The sequence below is a fragment of the Amycolatopsis sp. WAC 01375 genome (assembly GCF_003947325.1).
GTDB lineage: Bacteria > Actinomycetota > Actinomycetes > Mycobacteriales > Pseudonocardiaceae > Amycolatopsis.
The window spans coordinates 1-21,086 of record NZ_QHHW01000037.1 but is presented as its reverse complement, the minus strand read 5'-3'; the positions used below and the strand labels follow the sequence as shown (position 1 = coordinate 21,086).

18 protein-coding genes are annotated in these 21,086 nt (G+C 70.1%); 5 read left to right on the top strand and 13 right to left on the bottom strand.

All coding sequences use genetic code 11. From position 1 onward, the window contains the following. The first annotated feature begins 42 nt into the window (after nucleotides 1-42). Entirely contained in the window at nucleotides 43-969 is a 927-nt protein-coding gene (locus tag DL991_RS26105) for a hypothetical protein (protein ID WP_125786994.1), read from the top strand. Here the strand turns inward: DL991_RS26105 and DL991_RS26100 are convergent. The 5 genes from DL991_RS26100 to DL991_RS26080 form a co-directional block, all read right to left on the bottom strand. After that, nucleotides 944-1,810 (bottom strand): alpha/beta fold hydrolase, encoded by an 867-nt coding sequence (locus tag DL991_RS26100; protein ID WP_125786993.1) that lies wholly within the window; start codon nucleotides 1,808-1,810, stop codon nucleotides 944-946. The genes DL991_RS26105 and DL991_RS26100 overlap by 26 nt on opposite strands. After that, the gene (locus tag DL991_RS26095; protein WP_125786992.1) at nucleotides 1,807-3,522 is read right to left on the bottom strand and encodes an ABC transporter ATP-binding protein; all 1,716 of its coding nucleotides are present in this window, start codon (nucleotides 3,520-3,522) and stop codon (nucleotides 1,807-1,809) included. Before DL991_RS26095 ends, DL991_RS26100 begins: the two co-directional genes overlap by 4 nt. Then, entirely contained in the window at nucleotides 3,519-6,056 is a 2,538-nt protein-coding gene (locus DL991_RS26090) for an ABC transporter ATP-binding protein/permease (protein WP_125786991.1), read from the bottom strand. The genes DL991_RS26095 and DL991_RS26090 overlap by 4 nt, the downstream gene beginning before the upstream one ends. Next, entirely contained in the window at nucleotides 6,056-6,754 is a 699-nt protein-coding gene (locus DL991_RS26085; RefSeq protein WP_125786990.1) for a TetR/AcrR family transcriptional regulator, read from the bottom strand. Before DL991_RS26085 ends, DL991_RS26090 begins: the two co-directional genes overlap by 1 nt. 279 nt (nucleotides 6,755-7,033) lie before the next feature. Then, entirely contained in the window at nucleotides 7,034-9,844 is a 2,811-nt protein-coding gene (locus DL991_RS26080) for an AAA family ATPase (protein WP_233598986.1), read from the bottom strand. Nucleotides 9,845-10,229: 385 nt separating this feature from the next. Between DL991_RS26080 and DL991_RS26075 the strand changes: the two genes are divergently transcribed. Both DL991_RS26075 and DL991_RS26070 read left to right on the top strand, forming a co-directional pair. Then, entirely contained in the window at nucleotides 10,230-10,820 is a 591-nt protein-coding gene (locus DL991_RS26075; protein WP_125786988.1) for a papain-like cysteine protease family protein, read from the top strand. Between the two features lie 4 nt (nucleotides 10,821-10,824). After that, nucleotides 10,825-11,577 (top strand): hypothetical protein, encoded by a 753-nt coding sequence (locus DL991_RS26070; RefSeq protein WP_125786987.1) that lies wholly within the window; start codon nucleotides 10,825-10,827, stop codon nucleotides 11,575-11,577. 47 nt (nucleotides 11,578-11,624) lie between these two features. Here the strand turns inward: DL991_RS26070 and DL991_RS26065 are convergent, their stop codons facing one another. The 3 genes from DL991_RS26065 to DL991_RS26055 are packed head-to-tail and all read right to left on the bottom strand — an operon-like array spanning nucleotide 11,625 to nucleotide 14,895. Next, nucleotides 11,625-13,106, bottom strand: coding sequence for an NAD(P)/FAD-dependent oxidoreductase (locus DL991_RS26065; protein ID WP_125786986.1), 1,482 nt, complete (start codon nucleotides 13,104-13,106; stop codon nucleotides 11,625-11,627). Then, complete coding sequence (locus DL991_RS26060) at nucleotides 13,103-13,951, bottom strand: SDR family oxidoreductase (protein WP_125786985.1); 849 nt, start codon at nucleotides 13,949-13,951, stop codon at nucleotides 13,103-13,105. The genes DL991_RS26065 and DL991_RS26060 overlap by 4 nt, the downstream gene beginning before the upstream one ends. After that, a complete protein-coding gene (locus DL991_RS26055) occupies nucleotides 13,948-14,895 on the bottom strand; it encodes a patatin-like phospholipase family protein (protein ID WP_233598985.1) in 948 nt (315 codons plus the stop codon). The genes DL991_RS26060 and DL991_RS26055 overlap by 4 nt, the downstream gene beginning before the upstream one ends. Before the next feature lie 48 nt (nucleotides 14,896-14,943). Here DL991_RS26055 and DL991_RS26050 point away from each other — a divergent pair, with 48 nt between their 5' ends. Continuing rightward, on the top strand, nucleotides 14,944-15,576 hold the full coding sequence (locus DL991_RS26050) for a TetR/AcrR family transcriptional regulator (RefSeq protein ID WP_125786984.1): 633 nt from the start codon (nucleotides 14,944-14,946) through the stop codon (nucleotides 15,574-15,576). Nucleotides 15,577-15,713: 137 nt separating this feature from the next. Here DL991_RS26050 and DL991_RS26045 read toward each other — a convergent pair whose 3' ends face one another. From DL991_RS26045 to DL991_RS26025, 5 genes are all read right to left on the bottom strand, one after another. Continuing rightward, a complete protein-coding gene (locus tag DL991_RS26045) occupies nucleotides 15,714-16,667 on the bottom strand; it encodes a helix-turn-helix transcriptional regulator (protein ID WP_125786983.1) in 954 nt (317 codons plus the stop codon). Nucleotides 16,668-16,759: 92 nt separating this feature from the next. Then, nucleotides 16,760-17,581: a CoA ester lyase gene (locus DL991_RS26040; protein WP_125786982.1), complete on the bottom strand. Its 822-nt coding sequence runs from the start codon at nucleotides 17,579-17,581 to the stop codon at nucleotides 16,760-16,762. After that, the gene (locus DL991_RS26035) at nucleotides 17,578-18,378 is read right to left on the bottom strand and encodes a MaoC family dehydratase N-terminal domain-containing protein (protein ID WP_125786981.1); all 801 of its coding nucleotides are present in this window, start codon (nucleotides 18,376-18,378) and stop codon (nucleotides 17,578-17,580) included. Before DL991_RS26035 ends, DL991_RS26040 begins: the two co-directional genes overlap by 4 nt. Beyond that, nucleotides 18,375-19,529: a CaiB/BaiF CoA-transferase family protein gene (locus tag DL991_RS26030; RefSeq protein ID WP_125786980.1), complete on the bottom strand. Its 1,155-nt coding sequence runs from the start codon at nucleotides 19,527-19,529 to the stop codon at nucleotides 18,375-18,377. Before DL991_RS26030 ends, DL991_RS26035 begins: the two co-directional genes overlap by 4 nt. Before the next feature lie 16 nt (nucleotides 19,530-19,545). Then, the gene (locus DL991_RS26025; RefSeq protein WP_125786979.1) at nucleotides 19,546-20,694 is read right to left on the bottom strand and encodes an acyl-CoA dehydrogenase family protein; all 1,149 of its coding nucleotides are present in this window, start codon (nucleotides 20,692-20,694) and stop codon (nucleotides 19,546-19,548) included. Between the two features lie 86 nt (nucleotides 20,695-20,780). Here DL991_RS26025 and DL991_RS43885 point away from each other — a divergent pair, with 86 nt between their 5' ends. Beyond that, nucleotides 20,781-21,017 (top strand): LysR family transcriptional regulator, encoded by a 237-nt coding sequence (locus DL991_RS43885; protein ID WP_305016700.1) that lies wholly within the window; start codon nucleotides 20,781-20,783, stop codon nucleotides 21,015-21,017. Nucleotides 21,018-21,086: the final 69 nt, after the last annotated feature.

Below are 21,086 nucleotides of genomic sequence, written 5' to 3'. Positions count from 1 at the left end.
AGGGACTGGCGTTTTCGCGCGAAAACCGCCATCGTCGAACGTATGCTCGATCTTCCGTATAGTGGCTCCGGTCCCTATTGCTATGCCCATTCCCTCGCGATGATGCTGGGCTCCGATGCGCCGGGAATCGACGTGCTCGAAACCGTCACCGGCAGCCCGTTCGGCATGCAGCTGGTCGGCGGGTCACTGCCGTTCTTCGACGCCTTCGGCTGGGATCCCCACTTCGGCATCGGCGAGGCTCTCGACGCCCTCGGTTGGAGCGTGGAAACCGTCAGCGAACCGGATCCGGACGACGCCTTCGCACGGCTCGTCGAGAGCCTCGCCGACGGTCCTGTCCTGATCGGCCCGGTCGAGATGGGGCATCTGCGCCACCAGCCGGGGATGACCGGCCCGATCGGCGCCGACCACTTCCTGGTCGCGCTCGCCGCGGACGGCGAGTCCGTCACCGCCCACGACCCGCAGGGATATCCGTACGCGCGGATCCCGCGAGCGGATTTCGCCGCCGCTTGGCTCGCCGAAACCGTCGCCTACGGCAAACCGCATACGATGCGCACGAATTTCGTCCGGCACACCGTCGTCGACGACGAAGCCGCGATCGTCGGGTCGCTCCCCCGGGCCGTCAGGCGGCTCGGTGGCGAGAACGACGGCGGTCTCCCGCCCGGCAGTCTCGGCAACGGCGAAGCGGCCCTCGCACTGGCCGCCCGGATCGAGGCCGGTCGCGACCCGGACCTGCGCGGGTTGCTCGTCCACTTCGCGATCCGCGTCGGCGCCCGGAGGCAGGCCGACGCGGCGGCGTGCCTGCGCCGGATCGGCCGCGAAGACGCCGCGGCCGTCCTCGCCGCGCAGTCTCGGCTGGTCGGCTCGTTGCAGTACGACCTCGTCACCGAAGACGACGAGTGTGCCGCCGAGACACTCCGGAGGCTCGCCCCGACCTACGAAGAACTCAGGCAGGCGCTGACGTCATCCTGACGATCTCGCGGACGATCACCTCGGGTTCGGTCTTCGGGATGTAGTGACCGGACCGCTCCGCGATCACCTGCCTGGCGCCGGGCGAGAGGCTCACGCGGTGGGCGTGTGAAGCGTTCGCCTGCGCTCTCATCCTGGCGGACATCCCGCCCTCACCGAGCCCGCCGGAGACGACGGTGAGCGGGATGTCCCCGAGCACCGGCGGATCGTGCCGCCAGAGGGCCAGTTCGTCGAGGAAGGTACGGGCCTGTTCCCGATGGGTCCGCATCGTCCCGACGGTGAACGCCTCCCGTTCGAGGTCGCGGCGGACGTCGTCCGGGATGTCCCGCAGCAGACCGCGGAAGACGACCTTGAGCAGGCCCAGCCGCGCGAGCACGCCGCCGAGCCCGAGCATGACGCGTTCACCGGCGCGGAAGGCGCGGCCGAAGAGCACGTCCGCCGCCTCATCGGTCGGGTCGACCAGCACCAGACCGGCGATCCGCTCCGGGCGGCGGGCGGCGGCCTGCCGCACGATCGGCCCGCCGGCGCTGTGCCCGGCGAGAACATACGGTCCAGGGCCGAAATGGTCGAGGACGTCGTTGAGGTCGTCGGCCATCCGGCGCAGCGTCCGGCCACCGGGGTCGGGGGCGCTGCGGCCGAGCCCGGAGCGGTCGTAGGCGATCGCGCGGGCATACCGGCCGACCTCCGGCTGGACCGCCGCCCAGGACGACCGGGTGGCCGCCGCTCCGGCTTCGAACACGACCGTCGGCCCGGCGAAATCTTCCGGCCCCGGATGGACCATCGCGTAGAGCCGTCTGCCGTCACGGGTGGTGACCCATTCGGGCTCACCCTGCGTGTGGGTCATCGCGCGGCGATCCTCCAGCCGGTGGCGTCGATCTGCCGCCGCCAGAACTCTGCGAAACGTCCTTCCCTGGCAAGGAGTTCTTCAACGGTGCCGTCCTCGGCCAACCGCCCCTCCTCCAGGAACAGGACCCGGTCGGCGTGCCGGATCCCGGCGATCCGGTGGGTGACGATCACCCGCGTCCGCCGCACGGGATCGGCGCTGAGCGACCGGATCACGGCGTCCTCGTTCTCGGTGTCCAGCGCGCTCGTGGCCTCGTCGACCAGCAGCACCGGCGCCGGTTTGAGCAACGCGCGGGCGATGGACACCCGTTGCCGCTCACCGCCGGAGAGCGCGCCGCCCGCCTCGCCGACGGCCGTGTGTTCGAGCAGCTCGTCGACCCTGGCGAGCGTGACGACCTCGGCGACCCTTTCGTCGCTCGCCGAGGGATCCCCGGCGAGCACGTTGTCGCGCACCGAACCGTCGAACAGGTACGGCTGCTGGAAGACGACGCTGACGAGCTCCCGCCGCCCGGCCGCGGACAAGCCGGCGAGATCCGTCCCGTCGGCGAGCACCCGCCCACTGGTGGGCTGGTACAGGCCGGCGAGCAGGGCGAGCACGGTGCTCTTGCCCGAGCCGGACGGCCCGACGATCGCGGTCGTCGTCCCCGGTTCCAGGGTGAGGTCGAAGTGCTCCAGCACGTTCTCGGTGCCGGGTGCGTAGCGGAAGCCGACGTCCTCGAACCGGATCCGCGGCGCCTTCGCCGGTGGCGCTGCCTCCCCGGCCGGAGCGATGGGCGCGGTGAGCACGGTGCGGATGCGGCCGAGGGTGGTGGTCGCCGTCTCGATGCCGGGCGCGAGATCGCCGAGCGCGGTGAACGGTTCCAGGTAGCGGGCGATCACGACGATCAGCGCGATCGCCTCGGGCACGGTCAGGCTCCCTTGCGTGGCAAGGAGAACGGTCGTTCCGGCGAGTAGGACCAAGGCCAGCTGGCCTGCGATGCCGAACAGCACCTGGCCCGGGATCTGAAGGCGCAGCAGCCGGAGGGTCGCGCCGTGGTGCGCGGCGAGCGCGGCGCCGGCGTGACTGCGCGCGGGTTCCACCCGGCGAGCGGCTCGCAACGTCTGCTGGGTGCGGGCGAACTCGACGATCCGCTCGGTCAGCGTGGTGTTCGTTTCGGCCGCCGTCCGGTCGGCGCGCCGGGTGATCCGGCCGGTCGCCCACAACGCGTCCAGCAGGACCGGGACCCCGGCCAGCGCGGCGACGCCGAGCGGCCAGGCGATCGGCAGCAGGGCCAGCGCGATCGCGAACGGCAGGAGGACCGCGCCGATGAGCGGCGTGAGCAGGTAGCCGACCAGGCCGACGAGATCGGGGCCGGTGGCGGCGATGGCCTGGCGGGCGGTCTGGGTGTGCTCACTGTCCAACCAGGACAGCCGGACGTTCGTCAGATGCTCGGCGACATCGTGCTGGGCGTGGTCGAGCACGCCGAACCCGAGGTCGAAGCCGAGCCGTCCCACGACGGCGTCGACAGCCCAGCCCGCCGCGGTGACGGCCGCGAGCGCGCCCAGCCACGGCAACGCGTCCGAAGGTTCCGCGCCGAACAGGGCACCCACCAGCGGCACGAGCAGCACGACACCGGCGGCACGCAGCAGCACCGAAAGCACGGCGAGTACGACGTAACGCCGGAACGCCGTCCGTTTCGTGTCGGGGATCAGGCCAAGGAGTGTGCGGATCACGCGGTCACCCCCGCTCCGGCACCGGCCTGCCAGAGGCGGGTGTAGCGCCCGCCCGAAGCCAGCAATTCCTCGTGCGTCCCGCTTTCGGCGATTTTCCCGCGGTCGAGGACCACGATCCGGTCGGCGCCGGTGACGGTGTGCAGGCGATGCGCGATGACCAGGACGGTCCGGCCGGCGGTGAGCCGGTCGAGTGCTTGTTGCACGAGGTACTCCGACTCGGGATCGGCGAAGGCGGTCGCCTCGTCGAGGACGAGGACGGGAGCGTCGGCGAGGATCGCGCGGGCGATGGCCACCCGCTGACGTTCTCCGCCCGACAGCTGGGAACCGGCACCGAGGACTGTGTCGTATCCCTGGGGCAGCCGCAGGATCCGCTCGTGGATCTGCGCGTCGCGAGCCGCGGCGACGACCTGACCTTCGGTGGCATCGGGGACGGCGAGCGCGATGTTCTCCCGCACGGTCCCCTGCACGAGTCGCGGATCCTGCAGTACGAATCCCACCCGGCCGTAGAGTTCGTCGGCGGCGAAGGCGCGGACGTCCCGGCCGCCGACCCGGATCGCGCCCTCGGTGACGTCGTGGAACCGCGCGACCAGCGCGGCGAGCGTCGACTTCCCCGCTCCCGACGGGCCGACCAGCGCGGTCACCGTACCGGGGCGCAAGGTCAGAGACACGTCTTCCAGCACGGGGACCCCGCTGCGGTAAGCGAAACCCACCCGGTCCAGTTCCACCGTGCCGGGCTCGACGCCGTCGATGATCTTTTGCTCCACAGTGGACAGTTCGGGTTCGTCGAGGACGACCTGGATCCGGCGGGCGGCGAGCATCCCTTCACGGACGCCGCCGAGACCGTAGCCGATGCCCAGCAGCCGGGCGCCGAACGTGGTACCCAGCAAGAGGAACGGGATCAACGTCACCGGCTCCATGCCACCGCCCACCACCATCGGCGTGCCGGCACCCGCGATCAGGAGCAGGAAGGTGGCGGGCCGGGTGGCGAAGTCCAGCATGGTCTTCTTGCCGGTGAACGGTCGCTGCCAGTCGCCGAGGAAACCGATGTACTCGTCGAGCCGACGGCGGAACGACGAAGCCGCGGCACCGCCGAACACGCGGATCACCGGCTGGCCTTCGAGGTACGCGCCCGCCTCCCCGGCCATCCGCTCCGCCCAGCGCGTCGCCTGGCCGGTCTTGGGTCCTGATTGGACGACCATGATCGACGTCGTGACGAGGTAGACGAGGATCGGTACGAGCAGGACGAGGGCGAGCCGCCAGTCCACGGCGAACAGGTAGGCCAGCACCGCGACCGGCGCGACGACGGCCGCCACCGCGTCGGGGACGGCGTGCGTGACCAGATAGTGGAGCGAAAGCGTGTCGCCCTGCACGAGTTTCGCGACCGTGCCCGAACCGCGGGCGGTGAACCAGCCCAGCGGCAGCCTCGCGAGTTTGCCCAGCAGCCGCTGCCGCAGGTCGCGGGCGAACCGCGCGTCGGCCGCGTGCAGCCACAACACGACCGCGGATTCGACCAGTGTGCCCACGCCCAGCAGCACCAGCGCCGCGATGCCGATCGCCCACAGCGATCCGCCGCCCGCGAGCAACCGCCGGACCAGCTCCACCAGCAGCACGAAGGGCGCGAGGCGGATCAACGTCACGACGGCCTGCAGAATCCCGGCGAAGATCAGCGTCCGCCGCACCGGCGCGAGCAGCCGTCCGGCGGCCTGTGCCCGCCAAGCTCCCTTGGGTGCTTCCTCTACGGGCTTCGGGACTTCGGGTTTCAGGACTGCGGCGGCCGGTTCTTCCTTCTTCCCGCGGAAAGAACCCATGGCCCTGCCGTAGTACCAGTACGCCCGGCCGTGCACCTCGGATTTGGGGAAGCCGAACGTGTCCCGCAACCGGGTCTTGAGCTGTTTGAGCGAGCCCGCTTCCGGCGCGAGCCACGCCTGCCAGTCCGACCAGTCACGCGTCTCGATCGCCGCGGCCAGCGAAGTCGCGTCCTCACGCGGCACCCAGTGCACGGCCAGCCTCGGGTGTTCCCCCAGCGGGATCAGCCGGTCGGTCTCGTCGTGCTCTTCGAGGTACAGCTCGATCGGGATTCCGGCCGGGACCACGTCGAGGATCGCGTTGATCGCGGGGATCGAGGCGGAGTCGCCGATCAGGAGGTAACCCGCGGGCGGTTCGGCGGGGACCGAAAACGACGTGGAACCCAGTGACATCACCGGAACCGTCGATCCGGGCCGCGCCTCACGCAACCACCGCGACGCGGGTCCGGCGGGTTCGTGCAGGACGACGTCGATCGCGAACGTGCCGGCTTCCGGGTCGGCTTCGGTGAGCGTGTACGCGCGCTGGAACTCCGTCGGGCCGCCCTCCGGGTCCGGGAACCAGAACCGGAGCCAGGCCGTCGGCTCCACGACGACGTCCTCGAACAACGTCGGCGAGACGAACCGGACCCGCACGAAACGCGGCGCCATCTCTTCTGTCCCGACGACGGTCGCTTCGTGGTCTCTTGCCCCGAAACCCCGCATCACCGCGCCTTGGAATCCGCGCGCCATCAAAGTTCCTCCCCCGTGGCCGCCAGATCGGCCACCATCTCGGCGACCGGCCTGCCCGGCGGGCAGGACTCGATCAACCCGCGAATCGACGCGGTCAGCAGTAACCGCACGTATTCGGGCCTCGGCACCTGCGGCAACGCGGCGGACGGCCCGGCGAGCCGGTCGTCACGGGACAACCGGTCGAGGACCGCCTGCCGCTCCCGGTCCAGCCCGTCGCCGTCGGCCTCCTCGGCGGCCATGCTGTGCTCCTCGGACGCGGTCATCGCGATGGTCAGCGACGCGACGGCGCCACTGAGCACGATCGCCGCGCCGGGCTCGTAACCCCGGCGGACGAGGGCGTCGACCTCGGTGTTCAACAGCCGCTGACCGCCGTCACCCCGCGGGAACAGCAGCTGGAGATAGGTGACCAGGCCGGGATACTCCAGCATGAAGGCCCGCATCTGCAGGGCGAAGGACAACAGATGCTGTTCGAGGCCGTGCCGGGGATCGTCCCGGAGCCGTAGCTCGGCCAGGATGCTCTCCCCGACCAGCCGCTCGAGCCCCCACCGGCCGTCGACGTGCCGGTACAGGGCGGTCGCGGTCACCCCCAGCCGGACCGCGACCGCCTTGACGCTGAGCCGGCGCATGCCGAGCTCGCGACCGGCCCGAAGGATGTCGTCCCTCGCGATCCTGGCCGGACGACCACCGATCTTCGGCATCGCACCCCTTCACCGATGGAAAGTTATAGGGGGAAACTAAGGGTTGGCTTACCTTGAAGTCAAGCCCGTCCCCCGGCGTGAAGATCGAGTTCGTCGGCTGGTGGCGGGTGAGCGAGTCTGCCGTGGCACGGGCCGAGCCAAGGTGGTCGTGAGTGGCGAGGATGAGCGGGCGGCTGCTTCACGACATCCCCACGGACCGCGACCACTCACGTGAGCGCCCGGCTGGAGTCCTTCAGATACTTGAGGAAGGAGGCCCTCACGGATCTGCAATCGAAACAACTAACGTCCCGGTTCCTTCACGGTCAACCCCTCAAGCCGCTCTTCGGTCAGCACGGTGCGCGACGGGAGGCCCAACTTGCGCAGCGCCCGTCCGATGTGGATTTCGACCGTCCGCGGCGAGAGGAACAGCCGCTCGCCGATCTCCCGGTTCGTGAGGTTCCGGGCGGCGAGTCTGGCGACTTCGAGTTCCCTCGGCGACAACGCTTCGCCGTACCCCTTGCGGCCGCGCCGGGGCATCTCCGGATCACAGCGACGCAGTGACCGGCGGCAGCGGAGCGCGTCCACAGCGGCGCCGAGGCTCGCGTACGCCGTCTCCGCGGTGGTGAAGGAAGCGACGGCGCGTGCCAGATCCCCGGCTTCGGCGAAGCATCCGGCCGCGAGTTCGTCGGCGTAGGCGGCGAAATACGGAAGGGGCAGCGCGTAGTACGCCTGCGCGGCACCGAGCAGCAGATCACCGGCGGGCAGTATCTCGCCCCGTGACTGGGTGAGCAACCCCCGGCACAGCAGCGCCGAAGCGTTCGCGACGGGGGCGTCCTTGCCGTCGATGCCTTGCCGATACTCGCCGAGCAGCTCTCGCGCCTCGACGTGCTGCCCCAGCCCGAGCATGGTGCGCACGGCGAACGGCATCAGTTCGGCCGCCCAGAGCCAATTGTTCTTGCGGCGCACGATTTCCAGGCCGTATTCCGCCAGGCGCAGGGCCGCCTGCAGGTCTTTGCCCGCCTGATGGACCGCGACGCGACCAGCGTAGGCGGAAGCCTGCACCGGGACGCTTCCCGCGGAAAGCGCGAACGCCGCGTCGAAACTGCGCAGCGCCGCCGCCGGCCGGTGTTGCCCGTACTCGTACCAGCCGAGCACGAGCAGCGGCTCGGCCGCCAGCGAGCTGTCCTTGTCGACCCGGGTCAGCATCGCCCGCGCCTTCTCCGTGACGCTCGCCCACTCCCCCATCGCGAGGTCCAGGCGCAGTTCCGTGCCGTCGGCCAGCGCGTCGAGATAGGGCTGGTGATCGTCGCGGATCAGCCATCGCGCGGTCGTGAGGTACGCCCGCGCGACGGGGTAATGCCCGTTCCACGCCACCGCGTCGGCCAGGTTGATGTAGGTGCGGGCCACCTGGCGGCAGACCTCGGCCGACTCGGGCACGGGTGGCAGGTCGGCGATGTCCTGCCACACCCCCGGATCCGCGATCTGCATCCGCGCCGAAAGCCGGTTGGCGGCGATCGCGGCGAGCACTCCCGCGTCGTGTTCCCCCTTGCTCATCTGCTCGGCCTGGTCGAGCCAGCGGAGGTTCTCCTCCACCGGGACGGTTCCGATATGCGGCAGGGCCAGGGTGACCAAGCCCCTGGCGAGCAGCGCCTGCCGCCTCCCGAGATCGGCCGCGCCCAGTTCGATCTCGAGCCTGCCCGCGTCGACCTTGCCCACCTGGTTGATCAGCACCTGCCCGAGATTGACCCGGATCTCGCCACGCGCGGCCTTGCTCAGCGGCCATTCGCGCAGGATCTCCCGCAGCAGCCGGACCGTGCCCGCGTGGGCGATGCTGCGCGGAAGTTCCCTCCCCAGCCGGACGGCGAACGACTCGCGCGCGGCCCACGGCAGCTCCGCGTCCCGCAAAGCCGCTTCGAGCAGACGACCCGCTTCCTCGGTCCGGCCGTCTTCGATGGCGTTGTCGACCGCGACGCCGGTCCACTGTGTCCATTCGGCGAGGTCACCCGCAAGCCGCGCGTGGCGGGCGACGAGCGACGCGATGGGTTCGTCGTCAGCGGCGAGCCGGGCGGCGGCGCGTTCGTGCATCGCGCACCGCTGAGGCCCGGGGAGCAAGGCGTAGACGGCTTCACCGATGAGCGGACTTCCCGAGACGTACCGGCCGCGGCCGAGATCACGCAGCAGTCCCGTTTCCACGGCTTCGGTGACCGCGCCGGAGATCTCCCCGGCCGACGATGCCGCGACAGCGCCCAGCTCCGGTTCCCCGGCAGGCGATCCCAGCACCGCGGCCGCGCTGACGACGTCCCGCGCGGCCGGGCCGATCGCCGCCATCAGCCCGGCGACCCGGCTCCGCACGACCGGCGGCACGGTCGCCGGGAGCGCCTCACTGGTGCTTTGGACCAGAGCCGTCAGATCGACGGCGATCCCGGACGTCCGCCGGTGCGCCGCCTCGGCGAAATCCGGCGCACAGCGGCCGAAGGAAACGTCCAGCAGCGTCCGCACCTGGACGGCGCTGAACGCCCGAAGTGACAGCTGCGCGGCGGTTCCGGGCAGCGGCGGGAATCGCCTGGGACCACACGCAACCGCGCTGACCACCACGCTCAGCGACGTCGCCGGGGACGCCGCGAGCCCACGCAGGAACTCCCACGTGTCGTCGTCGGCGGCGTGGACGTCGTCGAGGACCAGCACCGCCGGACCGCAGCCGGTCAGCACTTCGCGAACGGCCCGGAACTCCTGTTGCCGGACGGTGCCGTCGTCGGCGTTCTCGGGGAACGGCGGCAGCCACGAAGACCATTCGGGGATCAGCCGCCGCAGGACGCCGGTCACCGGGGAGAACTCCGCCGCGTGGGCGGCGGCCACGGCGCCGCTCCCCAGCAACGCGTCGACCAAGGGCGCCAACCGGCACGGCCGGGCGAAGGGAACACATCGGGTGGACCAGACCACGCGTGACGCGATCCCGGGGTGGGCGACCAGTTCTTCGAGCAGACGGCTCCGGCCCACACCCGGTTCACCCTCGACGACGGCGACCGACGGCGGGCACGAGGCGACGCGCACCAGTTCGGCCAATTCGGTGTCGCGGGCCACGAACACCGATGCCGCACCGCTCGTCGGCATGCTCGGGACCATACCGATCGGACACCCGCCGAAAGGCGGGAACACGAACAGTCACCACGGGCCGCAGGCTTTCCGCTGGTCCACACCACCGGAGTCACGAGCTTCCCGCGTCGTTAACTCGATCGGGCGACGCCGACCCGCGGTGACACGGAGCCGCGCGGCGGTAATACGGACCCTTAGGTATTGCCGCGAACCTTGCCACGGGATCCACCAGAGGGTGAATCTCAGTCTGTTCGCAGTGCCCCTCTGTCACTTCGTCACAGCGCAAGTCCCCTGCTCGCGCCGGTCGGCCACCCAGTCGGGTAGCCGAAGTCCCCACTTGTTCCGTCGGGTAGCCGCCCGCGCGTGTTTCGCGTCCGACCATCCAGTTAGGAGTGTTCCGACGGTGAAGACCTCATTCAGGCGCGGGCTGGCCACGGCCTGCGCCGGTGTCGCCGCGATGGTCGCCCTGCAGGCGCCCGCCGCCGCGGCGCCCGCCACCACGGCCGCCACCACGATCCCGATCAAGATGCAGGCACAGGAGAAGAGCAACTGGTGCTGGGACGCCAGCGGCAACACCATCGCCGCCTGGTGGGGGCACAGCCTGACGCAGACGAAGTTCTGCCAGGTCGCGCACAACGAGTCCGGTACGGATTGCGCGAACAACCAGGGTTACCTCAGCGATCAGCAGCGCGTGTTCCGCTGGCTCGGGTTCAGCAACGTCGGCAGCTACAGCTCCTCCGGCCAGACGTTGAGCTTCGCCTCCATCAAGGGCCAGGTCGACGCGCGGCAGCCGATCGGCACCCGGATCGGCTGGCGCAACGGCGGCGGCCACATGCACGTGCTCTACGGCTACGACAACACGAACGGCGCGACGACGGTCTACTACGGCGACCCGTGGGGCTCGAGCCCCCGCTACAACCAGATGAGCTACAACGCCTACCGGTCCAACAACTCGTTCACCTGGACCCACACCGTCTACGGGATCAAGGACTGAAACCATGAAGCGAACCTTCCTCGGCGCCACGATCCTCGCCCTCGGACTGTCACTCGCGCTCGGCGGCCAAGCCTCCGCCGCCGACGCCCCCAGCGGCGCGCCCACCGCCGCCGACCTCGCCGCGGTGTCCACTGTGGTCACCAGTGACGCGACCACCCAGCGGCTCGCCAAGGCGGTTTTCCCCGGTGCCGCCAAGGCGGACACGGCCATCGCGGCCAGGACCGCGAAGGCGGATCCGCGGACACCGGTGGCGGTCTACCAGCCGACCGCGGCCTTCATCTCCGGCACGTCCTCCGTCCCCGCCGAACTCGCCTACGTCGCCACACCCGCCACCCTCGGCAACGGTGACGCGGCGACCGTGTGGTCGCAGCGCGAGGGCTCGGGCTGGTCGGTCTACAACGTCGCCTCGGGTGACGTCGAAAAGCGCCTCGCGGCGCAGGCAGGCAGGGGCTACCTCCTGAGCGAACCGCAGGCGGGCGCCTGGTACTCCGTCGACGGGGACACCGTGACGGTCCTCGACGGCTCCTCGGTCGCGAAGACCGGCGAGAAGATGACGCTCGCCGCCTACCGCGAGGCCTTGCAGGGCCGCTACGGCGACAAGCTGCCCGGCTCGACCTACGACCGCACCGGTGCCGCCGGCGGTTATGGTGCCTCCCCGGTGGGCGACAACTCGGTGCCGTGGTGGCCGTACGCACTCGGCGCGGTCTTCCTCGCCGCGGCGGGCGCGGCCGTCACACTCCGGCTCCGCAGGCAGTAAACGCGACGGGTGCCGGGACCGCGCGGGGTCCCGGCACCCCTTGACCGCTAGGCGAAGGTGTAGTCCTCGAGCGGGAAACTCCCCGCCTCCTTGATGGCGTTCAGCGTGGAGGACGGCCGGAGCAGGGTCGCCTCCCCGTGCGGGTTGAAGTAGTAGCTGTTCGCCGGGGCGCAGTTCCCGAGGGCGAAGATCGAGTCGCCGAGGCGTTCGGTCATCCGGTCGAGGAACGCGTCGTTGGCCTCCTGCGTGACTTCGAACTCGGTCGCGCCGCGCCGCCGCATCGCGCCGAAGAGCCGGTCCATATGCCGCATCTGCGTCTCGATGGTGGTGAAATAGGACAGCCCGGAGTAGGAATACGGGCTGTTGAGCGAAACGAAGTTCGGGAACTTGGGGATCGCGACGCCCTCGTAGGCCTGGAACCGGTTCTCCCGCCACCACTTCCCGAGATTCCGGCCGTCGCGGCCGATGATCTCGATCGCCGGGAAGTTCGCCTCCCACAAATCGAATCCGGTCGCCAGCACCAGGACGTCGATCTCCCGCCGCCCGCCGTCGGTGGTCTCGATGCCGGTCTCGTCGATCTTCGCGATGGAAGTCGTCTCCAGGTGCACGTGGTCCTTGGTGAAGGCCGGGTAGTACTCATTGGAGAACGTCGGCCGCTTGCAACCGAAGGAATAGCGCGGTGTCAGTTCCGCGCGCAGCCCCGGATCCCGCACCTGACGGCGCAGATGCGCCCGGCACCACAGCTTGCCGAGCCGGTTCGCCATCGGCAGCTGCTTGTAGTGCAGGACACCGGAGACCATCATCAGTTCCAGCAGCGCGGTCCCGGTCAGCCGGGCGGCCCGCTGGGTGAACGGGACGGCGGCGAACGCGCGGCGGACGGCCTTGGGCACCGGGAAGTCCAGTTTCGGGCTCACCCAGATCGGTGTCCGCTGGTACACGGTCAGTTCCCGCGCGATCTTCGCGATCTCGGGGATCAGCTGGACCGCTGTCGCGCCCGTGCCGATCACGGCCACTCGCTTGCCCGCGAGGTCGTAGTCGTCGTCCCAGGCCGTGGTGTGGATGACCTTGCCGCCGAAGGTGCCGATCCCGGCGATGTCGGGTTTCTTGGGCTGCGAAAGGAATCCTGTCGCGGTGAGGAGGTACTTGGCGGTGACCGGCCCACCCTCGGTGAGGGAGACCGTCCAGTGCGCCTTCGCCTCGTCCCAGACCGCGCCGGTGACCACCGAGCCGAACCGCATGTATCGCCGCAGCCGGTATTTGTCCGCGACGTGCTCGGCATACCGCTTGAGTTCCGCACCTGGCGCGAAGAGCCGAGACCAGTGCGGGTTCGGCTCGAACGAGTACGAGTAGGTGGCCGACGGGATGTCGACGGCCAGGCCGGGATAGCGGTTCACATGCCACGTGCCGCCGAGGCCGGACTCGCGTTCGAGGATGAGCAGGTTGTCGTAGCCGAGGCGGTTGAGCTGGATCGCCGCGCCCATCCCGCCGAAACCGGCTCCGACGACGACGGCGTCGTACTGCGCGTTCATGCGTTTTCCTCCCGCTGGGTGTCCTGATGGAGGCGGGCGCGGTAGCCGTCCCGCTCCGGTGAATCGGGGCGCAGAGCCCGGTCGTCCCTCATCAGCCGACGGAAGGCGTTGAGCGCGGGCTCGGGTGTCACGGCCGCGAGGGTGGCGAGCGCGCCGACGTAACCGGGCACGGCGATCTCCGCGGCCCGGGTGCGAACGGAAGCCACGACGGCGTCGGCGATCCTGCCCGGTTTCACCTTCGGGATCGGCCGCATGTCGAGCCCTGAGGCGAGGGCGGTGTCGACCGCCGACGGCAGCACGGCGGAGACGCTCACGCCGTGCGGCGCGTACTCCAGGCGCGTCGCCGCGGTCAGCCCGACGACGGCGAATTTGCTGGCGTTGTAGATCGCCAGCCCTTTGACCGGGAACTTCCCGGCCAGCGACGCGACGTTGACGATGTGGCCGCGTCCGCGCTCCAGCATTCCGGGCAGGGCAAACCGCATTCCGTGGACCACGCCGAAGACGTTGACTTCCATGGTCGCCCGGTTCAGGGCGTCGGAGAGGTCGAGGAAACCGCCGTTGGGCATGATCCCGGCGTTGTTGACGAGCACCGCGAGCGGCCCGTTCGCCTGTTCGGCGTCACCGAGAAAAGCGGCGAAGGAGGCCGGGTCGGCGACGTCGAGGTGATGCGCTGTCCCACCGAACCCGGCGGCGGTGCGCTTCGCGGCTTCGAGGTCCAGATCGCCGATGGACACGCGCGCCCCGACGGCGGCCATGCGTTCCGCGGTCGCGCGGCCGATGCCCTGGCCCGCACCGGTGATCGCCACGTGTGCCCCGTCGAGGTCGAGATCCGGGTACTTGCTCATGCGCGCACTCCCTCTCGTTCGAAGGCGTCGGCGACCAGACCCGGCGCCGTCCGTAACGCCGTGGTGAGCACGTGTTCCCGCCGCCGTCCGTCCATGAAGTTGGCGCCCATGGCGGCGAGATCGGCCGGTCCCGGTTCGATCCGGACCACCCGGACACCGGCCGCGCGCAGCCGTCGCGCCTCGTCGTCCACGCGCCTGGTCATCGCCGTCCGCAGCAGGCGTTCCAGCCGGGCCGGACCGCGTGCCGGAGCCCCGCCTTCGCTGCTCATCGGCGCGACCAGCACGACCTCGCCGACATCGTGCCCCAGCAGGAGGTCGGCCGACGTCGGGGAAACCGTCCCGCCGTCGAGCAGCGGCCGTCCGTCCACAACGGACGGCGGGAACCAGCCGGGGATCGCCCAGGAGGCGGCGATCGCCTCGCCGAGGCGGGCGGGCGGCGCGTCCGGGGAGCCGAGGGCGACCCGGTCACCCGCCGAATCCGAGGCCACCAGCCAGGTCGCGGGATGCGGGACCCAGCCGCCGGGTGCCAGCGCGTCCCCGAGCTCGCGGAGCCGGCCGGCGTTTCCCCTGCCACGAGGCAGAAAGCCCGCGAGACCGGCGAGCGTGTCGACGTCCCGGCGCAGCGCGGCCCGGACCAGCCCGGCCGCGGGCCAGCGCGGAGACGGCAGCGGCGGGAAGCGGTTCGGCACCCGCTGGACGTGCGCGGCGACGACGGCGTCTCCACCGGGCGCGCCGGCTACCGCGTCGAGGATCGCCTTCGCCGGAATGCCGGACCCGAGCATCGCCGCCGCTTCGGCGCCCGCGGAGGTCCCGACCAGGATGTCCGCCTCGCGGGGATCCCACCCCGCTTCGGCGTGCAGCGCGTCGAGGACGGCGGCCGTCCAGGCGAACCCCAGGGTTCCGCCGCAGCCGAGCACCAGCGCCCTCGCGGAATGACGTGTCATTTCCGGAACGGTATGTCATTTGAACGCGTCAGGCAATAAGCTGACGGAATGACGACGGAGACCCCGGTCAGCAGGGCCGCACGGAAGAAACAGGAACTACGGCGCGAGATCGTGGAGACCGCGTTCGACTGCTTCGCCGAACGCGGCTACCACGCGACCGGGATCGCCGACATCGCCGCACGGCTGGGCATCGGGCACGGCACCTTCTACCGGTACTTCCAGAACAAACGGGACATCGTCGACCACGTCATCACGGACCTGGTCGAAAAGGTGGTCGGCGCGCTGGCCGCGGACAACGCGCCGGACGCGGTCAACAGCCTCGCCGAGTACCGCAAACAGAGCGCGCGGATCGGGGAGGCGCTCGCCCGGATCTTCGGCGGCGACCCGCGGATGGCCCGCTTCCTCCTGCTCGAAGCGGCGGGCATCGACGCCGAGATGCGCGAACGGGTGCTCGACTTCTACGAGACCGCCGCCGAGCTGACCGCCGGCTACCTGCATCATGGCGTCCGCCTCGGCTATCTGCACGAGGACCTGGACGTCGACTCCACCGCCCGCGCGATCAACGGGATGATCCTCGCGTCGATCCTGTCCGAACTGCGCGACCCGTCACCGGAAAGGCAGGCCACGATGAGCCGGGCGATCCGGCGGGTCATGTACGACGGAATCGCGGCGCCTCGATAGGAACCGGCCGGCCGGCCCGTTTCGGCGCACCAGCAGGCGGGGGCCGGGCACTGCCAGTGAGCCTGAACCCAGTGAACCGGACCCGGCGGCCACGGTCTACCGGCGAAAACGCAGAACCGCACCGACAAAAACGAACTTCACCGCTTGCGCAAAGTTTCGCTGGGCGACTCCCCGAAGGCCGCCCGGTACTGCGCGCTGAACCGGCTGCCGTCCAGGAAACCCCATTTCGCCGCGACACCGGTCACCGTTGTGTCTCCCCCGGGGTCGGCGTCGCGGAGTTCGGTCCTGGCCTGGTGCAGCCGGACGTTGCGCAGATAGGCCATGGGGGTGGTGTCCAGATACCGCCGGAACGCCAGTTGCAGGGCACGCACCGATACCCGGCAGGCATGGGCGATGTCGGCGACGCCGAGGTCGAGGTCCGGATTCGCCTCCAGGAACGCGATCCCCCGGCGCACGGTGGCCGGAACGGCGTCCCGGCGGTCACCGATGCGGTCGTCACCTGTGCCCGTGGTGAAGGTGTCGAGAGCCATGGCGGCCATCAGCCGCCCCGCCGCCCCGAGCACCAGCGGACCGTTCTCCACGCCCGGTTCGGAGAGCAACCCGGTCATGTACTCGACCGTCCTGCGCCATCGCTGTGCCTTCTCCATGCGCACAGGCTCGTAGCACAACCGCTCGATAGACCTGCCGTCCTGCGCCGGGTCGATCCCGGTGAACAACGACAGATCGATGCCGATGACCTGCAGCCGCGCGCAGTGCATGCCCGTCCGGTAATCGTGACCAGGGTGCGGGCCGACGAACACGTCTCCGGCACCGAACCTGCGGTCACTGACGCCGTCATCGATCTCCAGCTCACCGTCCAGCACGCGCAGCAGCACGACTCTGCCCAACGGCTCGACGACGACTTCCGTGGTCAGCGTGTTGTGCAGGAAGTCGAAATGCACGTCCCCGAGATCACAACGGTTGTGCTCGAAACGGTAGTTTTCGACTGTGCCCCGCACCCGTAAGCGGTTGTCGCGGTAAGCCTCGGCGATCAGCGCACATGCCTGTTCCGGATCGGTGGTCGCGAATTCCGTCACCAACGGTTCGTGCATGGGACCACGTCTCTTTTCCGTTCACCCGTAACGAAAAGTCCGCTCGCCGAACGCTACCGCCACCCGGTGGGAACTACCAGGGCACATTGGCCTCATCCAGCTGGTCGGAATGGCTCACCCGCGCGCCCGAGGATCGCCCTGGCCCGTGCTTCGATCGGTCTGTCCACCATCTGGCCGTCCGCCACGGCCACCGAGCCGTCCCCGGCGAGCGCGACCACGCCCCGCGCCCACTCGATCTCGCTTTCCGAAGGAGCCAGCCCACGATTCGCGGCGGCCACTTGGCGGGGATGCACGCAGAGTTTCCCGGTGAACCCGAGGGTCTTCGCGTGATCGAGGTCCGCGGCGAGCGCGGCCTCGTCGTCGAGTGCCGTGGTGACGCCGTCGATCGGAGCCGCCCCGCCCGCGGCCGCCGCGGCGATGACGAGCGCGGATCGCGCGTACCGCAACGCCTCGTGCGAACGATGATCGACACCCAGCTGCGCGGCGAGGTCGACGCTGCCGAAGGCGGGCCGCACCACCGCGTCCGCGGCGCAGACCGCGAGCGCGTTCGCGATCCCGGCCGCCGTTTCCACCAGCGGCAGGATCGGGACTCCGGGCAGCCGCCCGGCGAGGGAATCGATCTCGGCGCGGTCCTCTGCCTTGGGGAGCATCACCGCGAGCGCGCGCCCGACGCTCGCCACATCCTCGTGATACCAACCGGTTCCGGCCGCGTTGAGCCGGACGACCGCCTGATGGCCGTCCGCCAGCCACGTCCGGACGTGTTCGCGCGCGGCCTCTTTCCGATCCGGCGCGACGGCGTCTTCCAGGTCGAGGATCACGACGTCGGCGCCGCTGGCCGCGGCCTTGGCGAACCGGTCCGGCCGGTGCCCGGGGACGAACAGGAAGGTCTTCGCACCGGCGAGGAGAGCGTTCATCGGCCGAGGCTCCGCACCGTTCCGGTCGCGGTCCGCCGTCCATGGCGATCTCGGACGGCGGTGACGGTCTCGTCACTTCCGGCTTCGGCCAGGACGACCATGCCCTGATGGTCGAACAGGGGCGAGACGAGGCGGTAGTCGAACGCCAGCCGCCCGCCGCTCCCCTGCCGCCTGGCGGCTTCGGCCATCGCGAGCGCCTGCAACGGCCCGTGGGTCAGCAGCCCCGGATAGCCTTCGACATCGCGGGCGTAGTCGCGGTCGTAGTGGATGCGGTGCGCGTTGTAGGTCAACGCGGAGAAGCGGAACAGCAGCGTCGGCGAGACGTCGATCGCCCATTCGTCTTCGGCCGCCGACACTTCCGGCTCCCCGGTGGCCACCTCGACAGGCCGGGAAGCGGCGTCGCGATAGACGATGTCCTGCTCCTCTTCGACCACGACTTCGCCGTCCTGGACGATCTGGTGGCGGGTGACGACGAAGGTCAGCCGTCCGGTGCGGCCCTGTTTCTCCTGCACGGAAAGCACTTCCGTATGTCGGGTGGCGGACAGTCCGCACCGCAGCCTGCCGAGCGTCCGTACCCGTCCGCCCGCCCACATCCGGCGGCGTCCGGGTTCCGGCGGTGCGGGGATCGTGCCGCGCACCGGATGTCCGTCCTGACCCAGATCGGCCTGCGCGGGCCGGTCCAGCAGGTAGAACCAGTGCCACAGCAAGGGCAGGCCGTCGCTGTCCAGATCCGGCATCTCGACGTCGAGCAACGACGCCAGCGCCTCCGCGGGGCCGGGCAGCAGGACTTCCTTCACGTTCGAACCTCCTCGCCGGCACCGAACTCGGCCCGGATCGACTCGTTGTGCGCCCCCAGCGCGGGCACCGGCCCCATGACCGGTTCCCTGCCAGCCACCTCGACCGGCGGAAGCAACGCCTCCAGCGGTCCGGCCGGGGTTTCCACCGCACGCCAGCGGCTTCGCGCGGCCAGCTGCGGATGCCGGGTGAACTGCTCGGGCGTCCGCAGCCGGGCGTTGGCGATCCCGGCCCGCTCCAGCAGGTCTCCGACCTCGTCCGCCGTCCGGCCGCTGAACGCTTCTTCCAGGATCGCGGTGAGTTCGTCGTCGTTGACGACGCGGTCGTCGTTGGTCCGGAAACGCGGGTCTTCGACGAGTGCCTCCCGTCGCAGGACGTCCCGGCAGAGCACGACCCATTCCCGTTCACTTTGGACACTCAGGAAGACCTGGTCGTCACCGGTGCGGTACGGCCCGTACGGCGAGATCGACGGGTGTGCCGCCGCCGTCCGGCGCGCTGGTTCCTGTCCGTACCGGGAGAAATAGGCGGGCTGGCTCATCCATTCGCCGAGCGAGTCGATCATCGCGACGTGCAGGCTCGCGCCTTCACCGGTGCGCTCGCGGTCGTACAGCGCGGTGAGGACGCCACTGTAGGCGTACATCCCGGTGGCGATGTCGGCGATCGAGATCCCCGCCTTGGCCGGGGTCTCCGGGGTGCCGGTCGACATCACGAGCCCGGTTTCGCACTGCACCAGCAGATCGTAGGCCTTCTTCGTCCGATATGGACCTTCCGGACCATAGCCCGAGATCGAACAATGGATCAGCCGCGGACGCTCCGCGCGCAGCGTCACCGCGTCGAGGCCGAGCCGTTCCACCGCGCCGGGCGCCAGGTTCTGCACGAACACGTCCGCCCGGCCGATCATCGTGGTGAGCAACGTCCGATCGGCCGGATCCTTGATGTCGAGTTCGACGCTTTCCTTGCCCCGGTTCAGCCAGACGAAATAACTCGACTGGCCGTGCACGGTCCTGTCGTAGTCGCGGGCGAAGTCGCCGACGCCGCGGCGTTCGATCTTGATGACGCGCGCGCCGAGGTCGGCGAGCTGGCGCGAGGCGAACGGCGCGGCGACGGCCTGTTCCAGCGCGACGACGGTGATTCCCTCGAGTGGTTGGCGCATACTGCCTTCCTCGGTTTCAGGACGGGATGCGGTGCCGTTCGATCAGCTGGCGCGCGATCACGCCGCGCTGGATCTCGTTGGTGCCCTCGCCGACGATCATCAGTGGCGCGTCGCGGAAGTACCGCTCGACGTCGAACTCCGTCGAGTAGCCGTAGCCGCCGTGGATGCGCACCGCGTCGAGCGCGATCTCCATCGCGGCCTCGGAGGCGAACAGTTTCGCCATCCCCGCCTCCATGTCCGCGCGTTCGCCCGAGTCGTAGCGCCGCGCCGCGTGGTGCACCAGCTGGCGGGCGGCCTCGAGTTTGGTCGCCATGTTCGCCAGATGGTTGCCGATCGACTGGTGCCGCCAGATCGGCTTGCCGAAACTCTCCCGTTCCTGGGCGTAGCGCAGGGAATCCTCCAGCGCGGCCCGGCCGACCCCGACCGCCCGGCAGGCGACCTGGATCCGGCCGATCTCCAGGCCCCGCATCATCTGGGCAAAGCCGCGCCCCTCCACGCCACCGAGCAACGCCGTGGCCGGGACCCGGAAGTCGTCGAAGGAGAGCTCGCAGCTCTCGACGCCCTTGTAGCCGAGTTTGGGCAGGTCCCGGGAGACCTGGAAGCCGGGTCCCTTCTCCACCAGCAGCACGGAGATCCCTTTGTGCGCGGGTTCGGCGCCGGGATCGGTCTTGCACAGCAACGCGACCAGCTGGGACCGGCGCGCGTTGGTGATCCACGTCTTGCTGCCGTTGACCACGTACTCATCGCCGTCGCGCCGCGCCGTGGTGCGCAGCGCCTGCAGGTCCGAGCCGCCGCCGGGTTCGGTGAGCGCCATCGTCGCCCGGATCTCGCCGGTCGCCATCTTCGGCAGATAGGTGTCCTTTTGCTCCTGTGTGCCATACGTGGCAAGGAGTTTCGCGACGACGGTGTGGCCGCCCATCGCTCCGGCGAGGCTCATCCAGCCGCGCGCGAGCTCCTCGGTGACCAACGCGTAGCACTGGGCGGAGACCTGGGTCTCGCCCCAGGGCTCGGGCACCGCCAGCCCGAAGACGCCCATCGCCTTCATCTGGTCGATGAGCTTCTCGGGATAGGTGTTCGCATGGTCGAGCTCCCGCGCGACTGGGCGGACCTCGCGATCCACGAACTCGGCCACGAGCGCGACGATCGCGGTCTCTTCCTCGGTCATGTGATTATCATGAGCGATGATGAGACGGTATGTGAAATACCGAATCATGATAGGCGCATACCGCGCCGCGATGCGAAGGGACGACGGTGGACTTCAAGCAGCTCAAGGCGTTGGTGACGGTCGCCGAGGTCGGCAGCGTGACCCGCGCGGCCGAGCTGCTGCACCTGGTCCAGCCCGCGGTCACCCGGCAGATCCGCACCCTCGAACAGGAGCTCGGGGTGCCGTTGTTCGAGCGGACCCGCCACGGCATGCGCCCCACCGGTTCGGCGGCCGGGGGCCGATGCTGGGCACGCTGCTGCTCTGGTCGGCGGTCACCGCGATGACCGGGATGGCGGGCACCTTCGGCATGCTGCTCGGCGTCCGCGGCCCTTTCGGGGGGGGCCCAGGGCTTT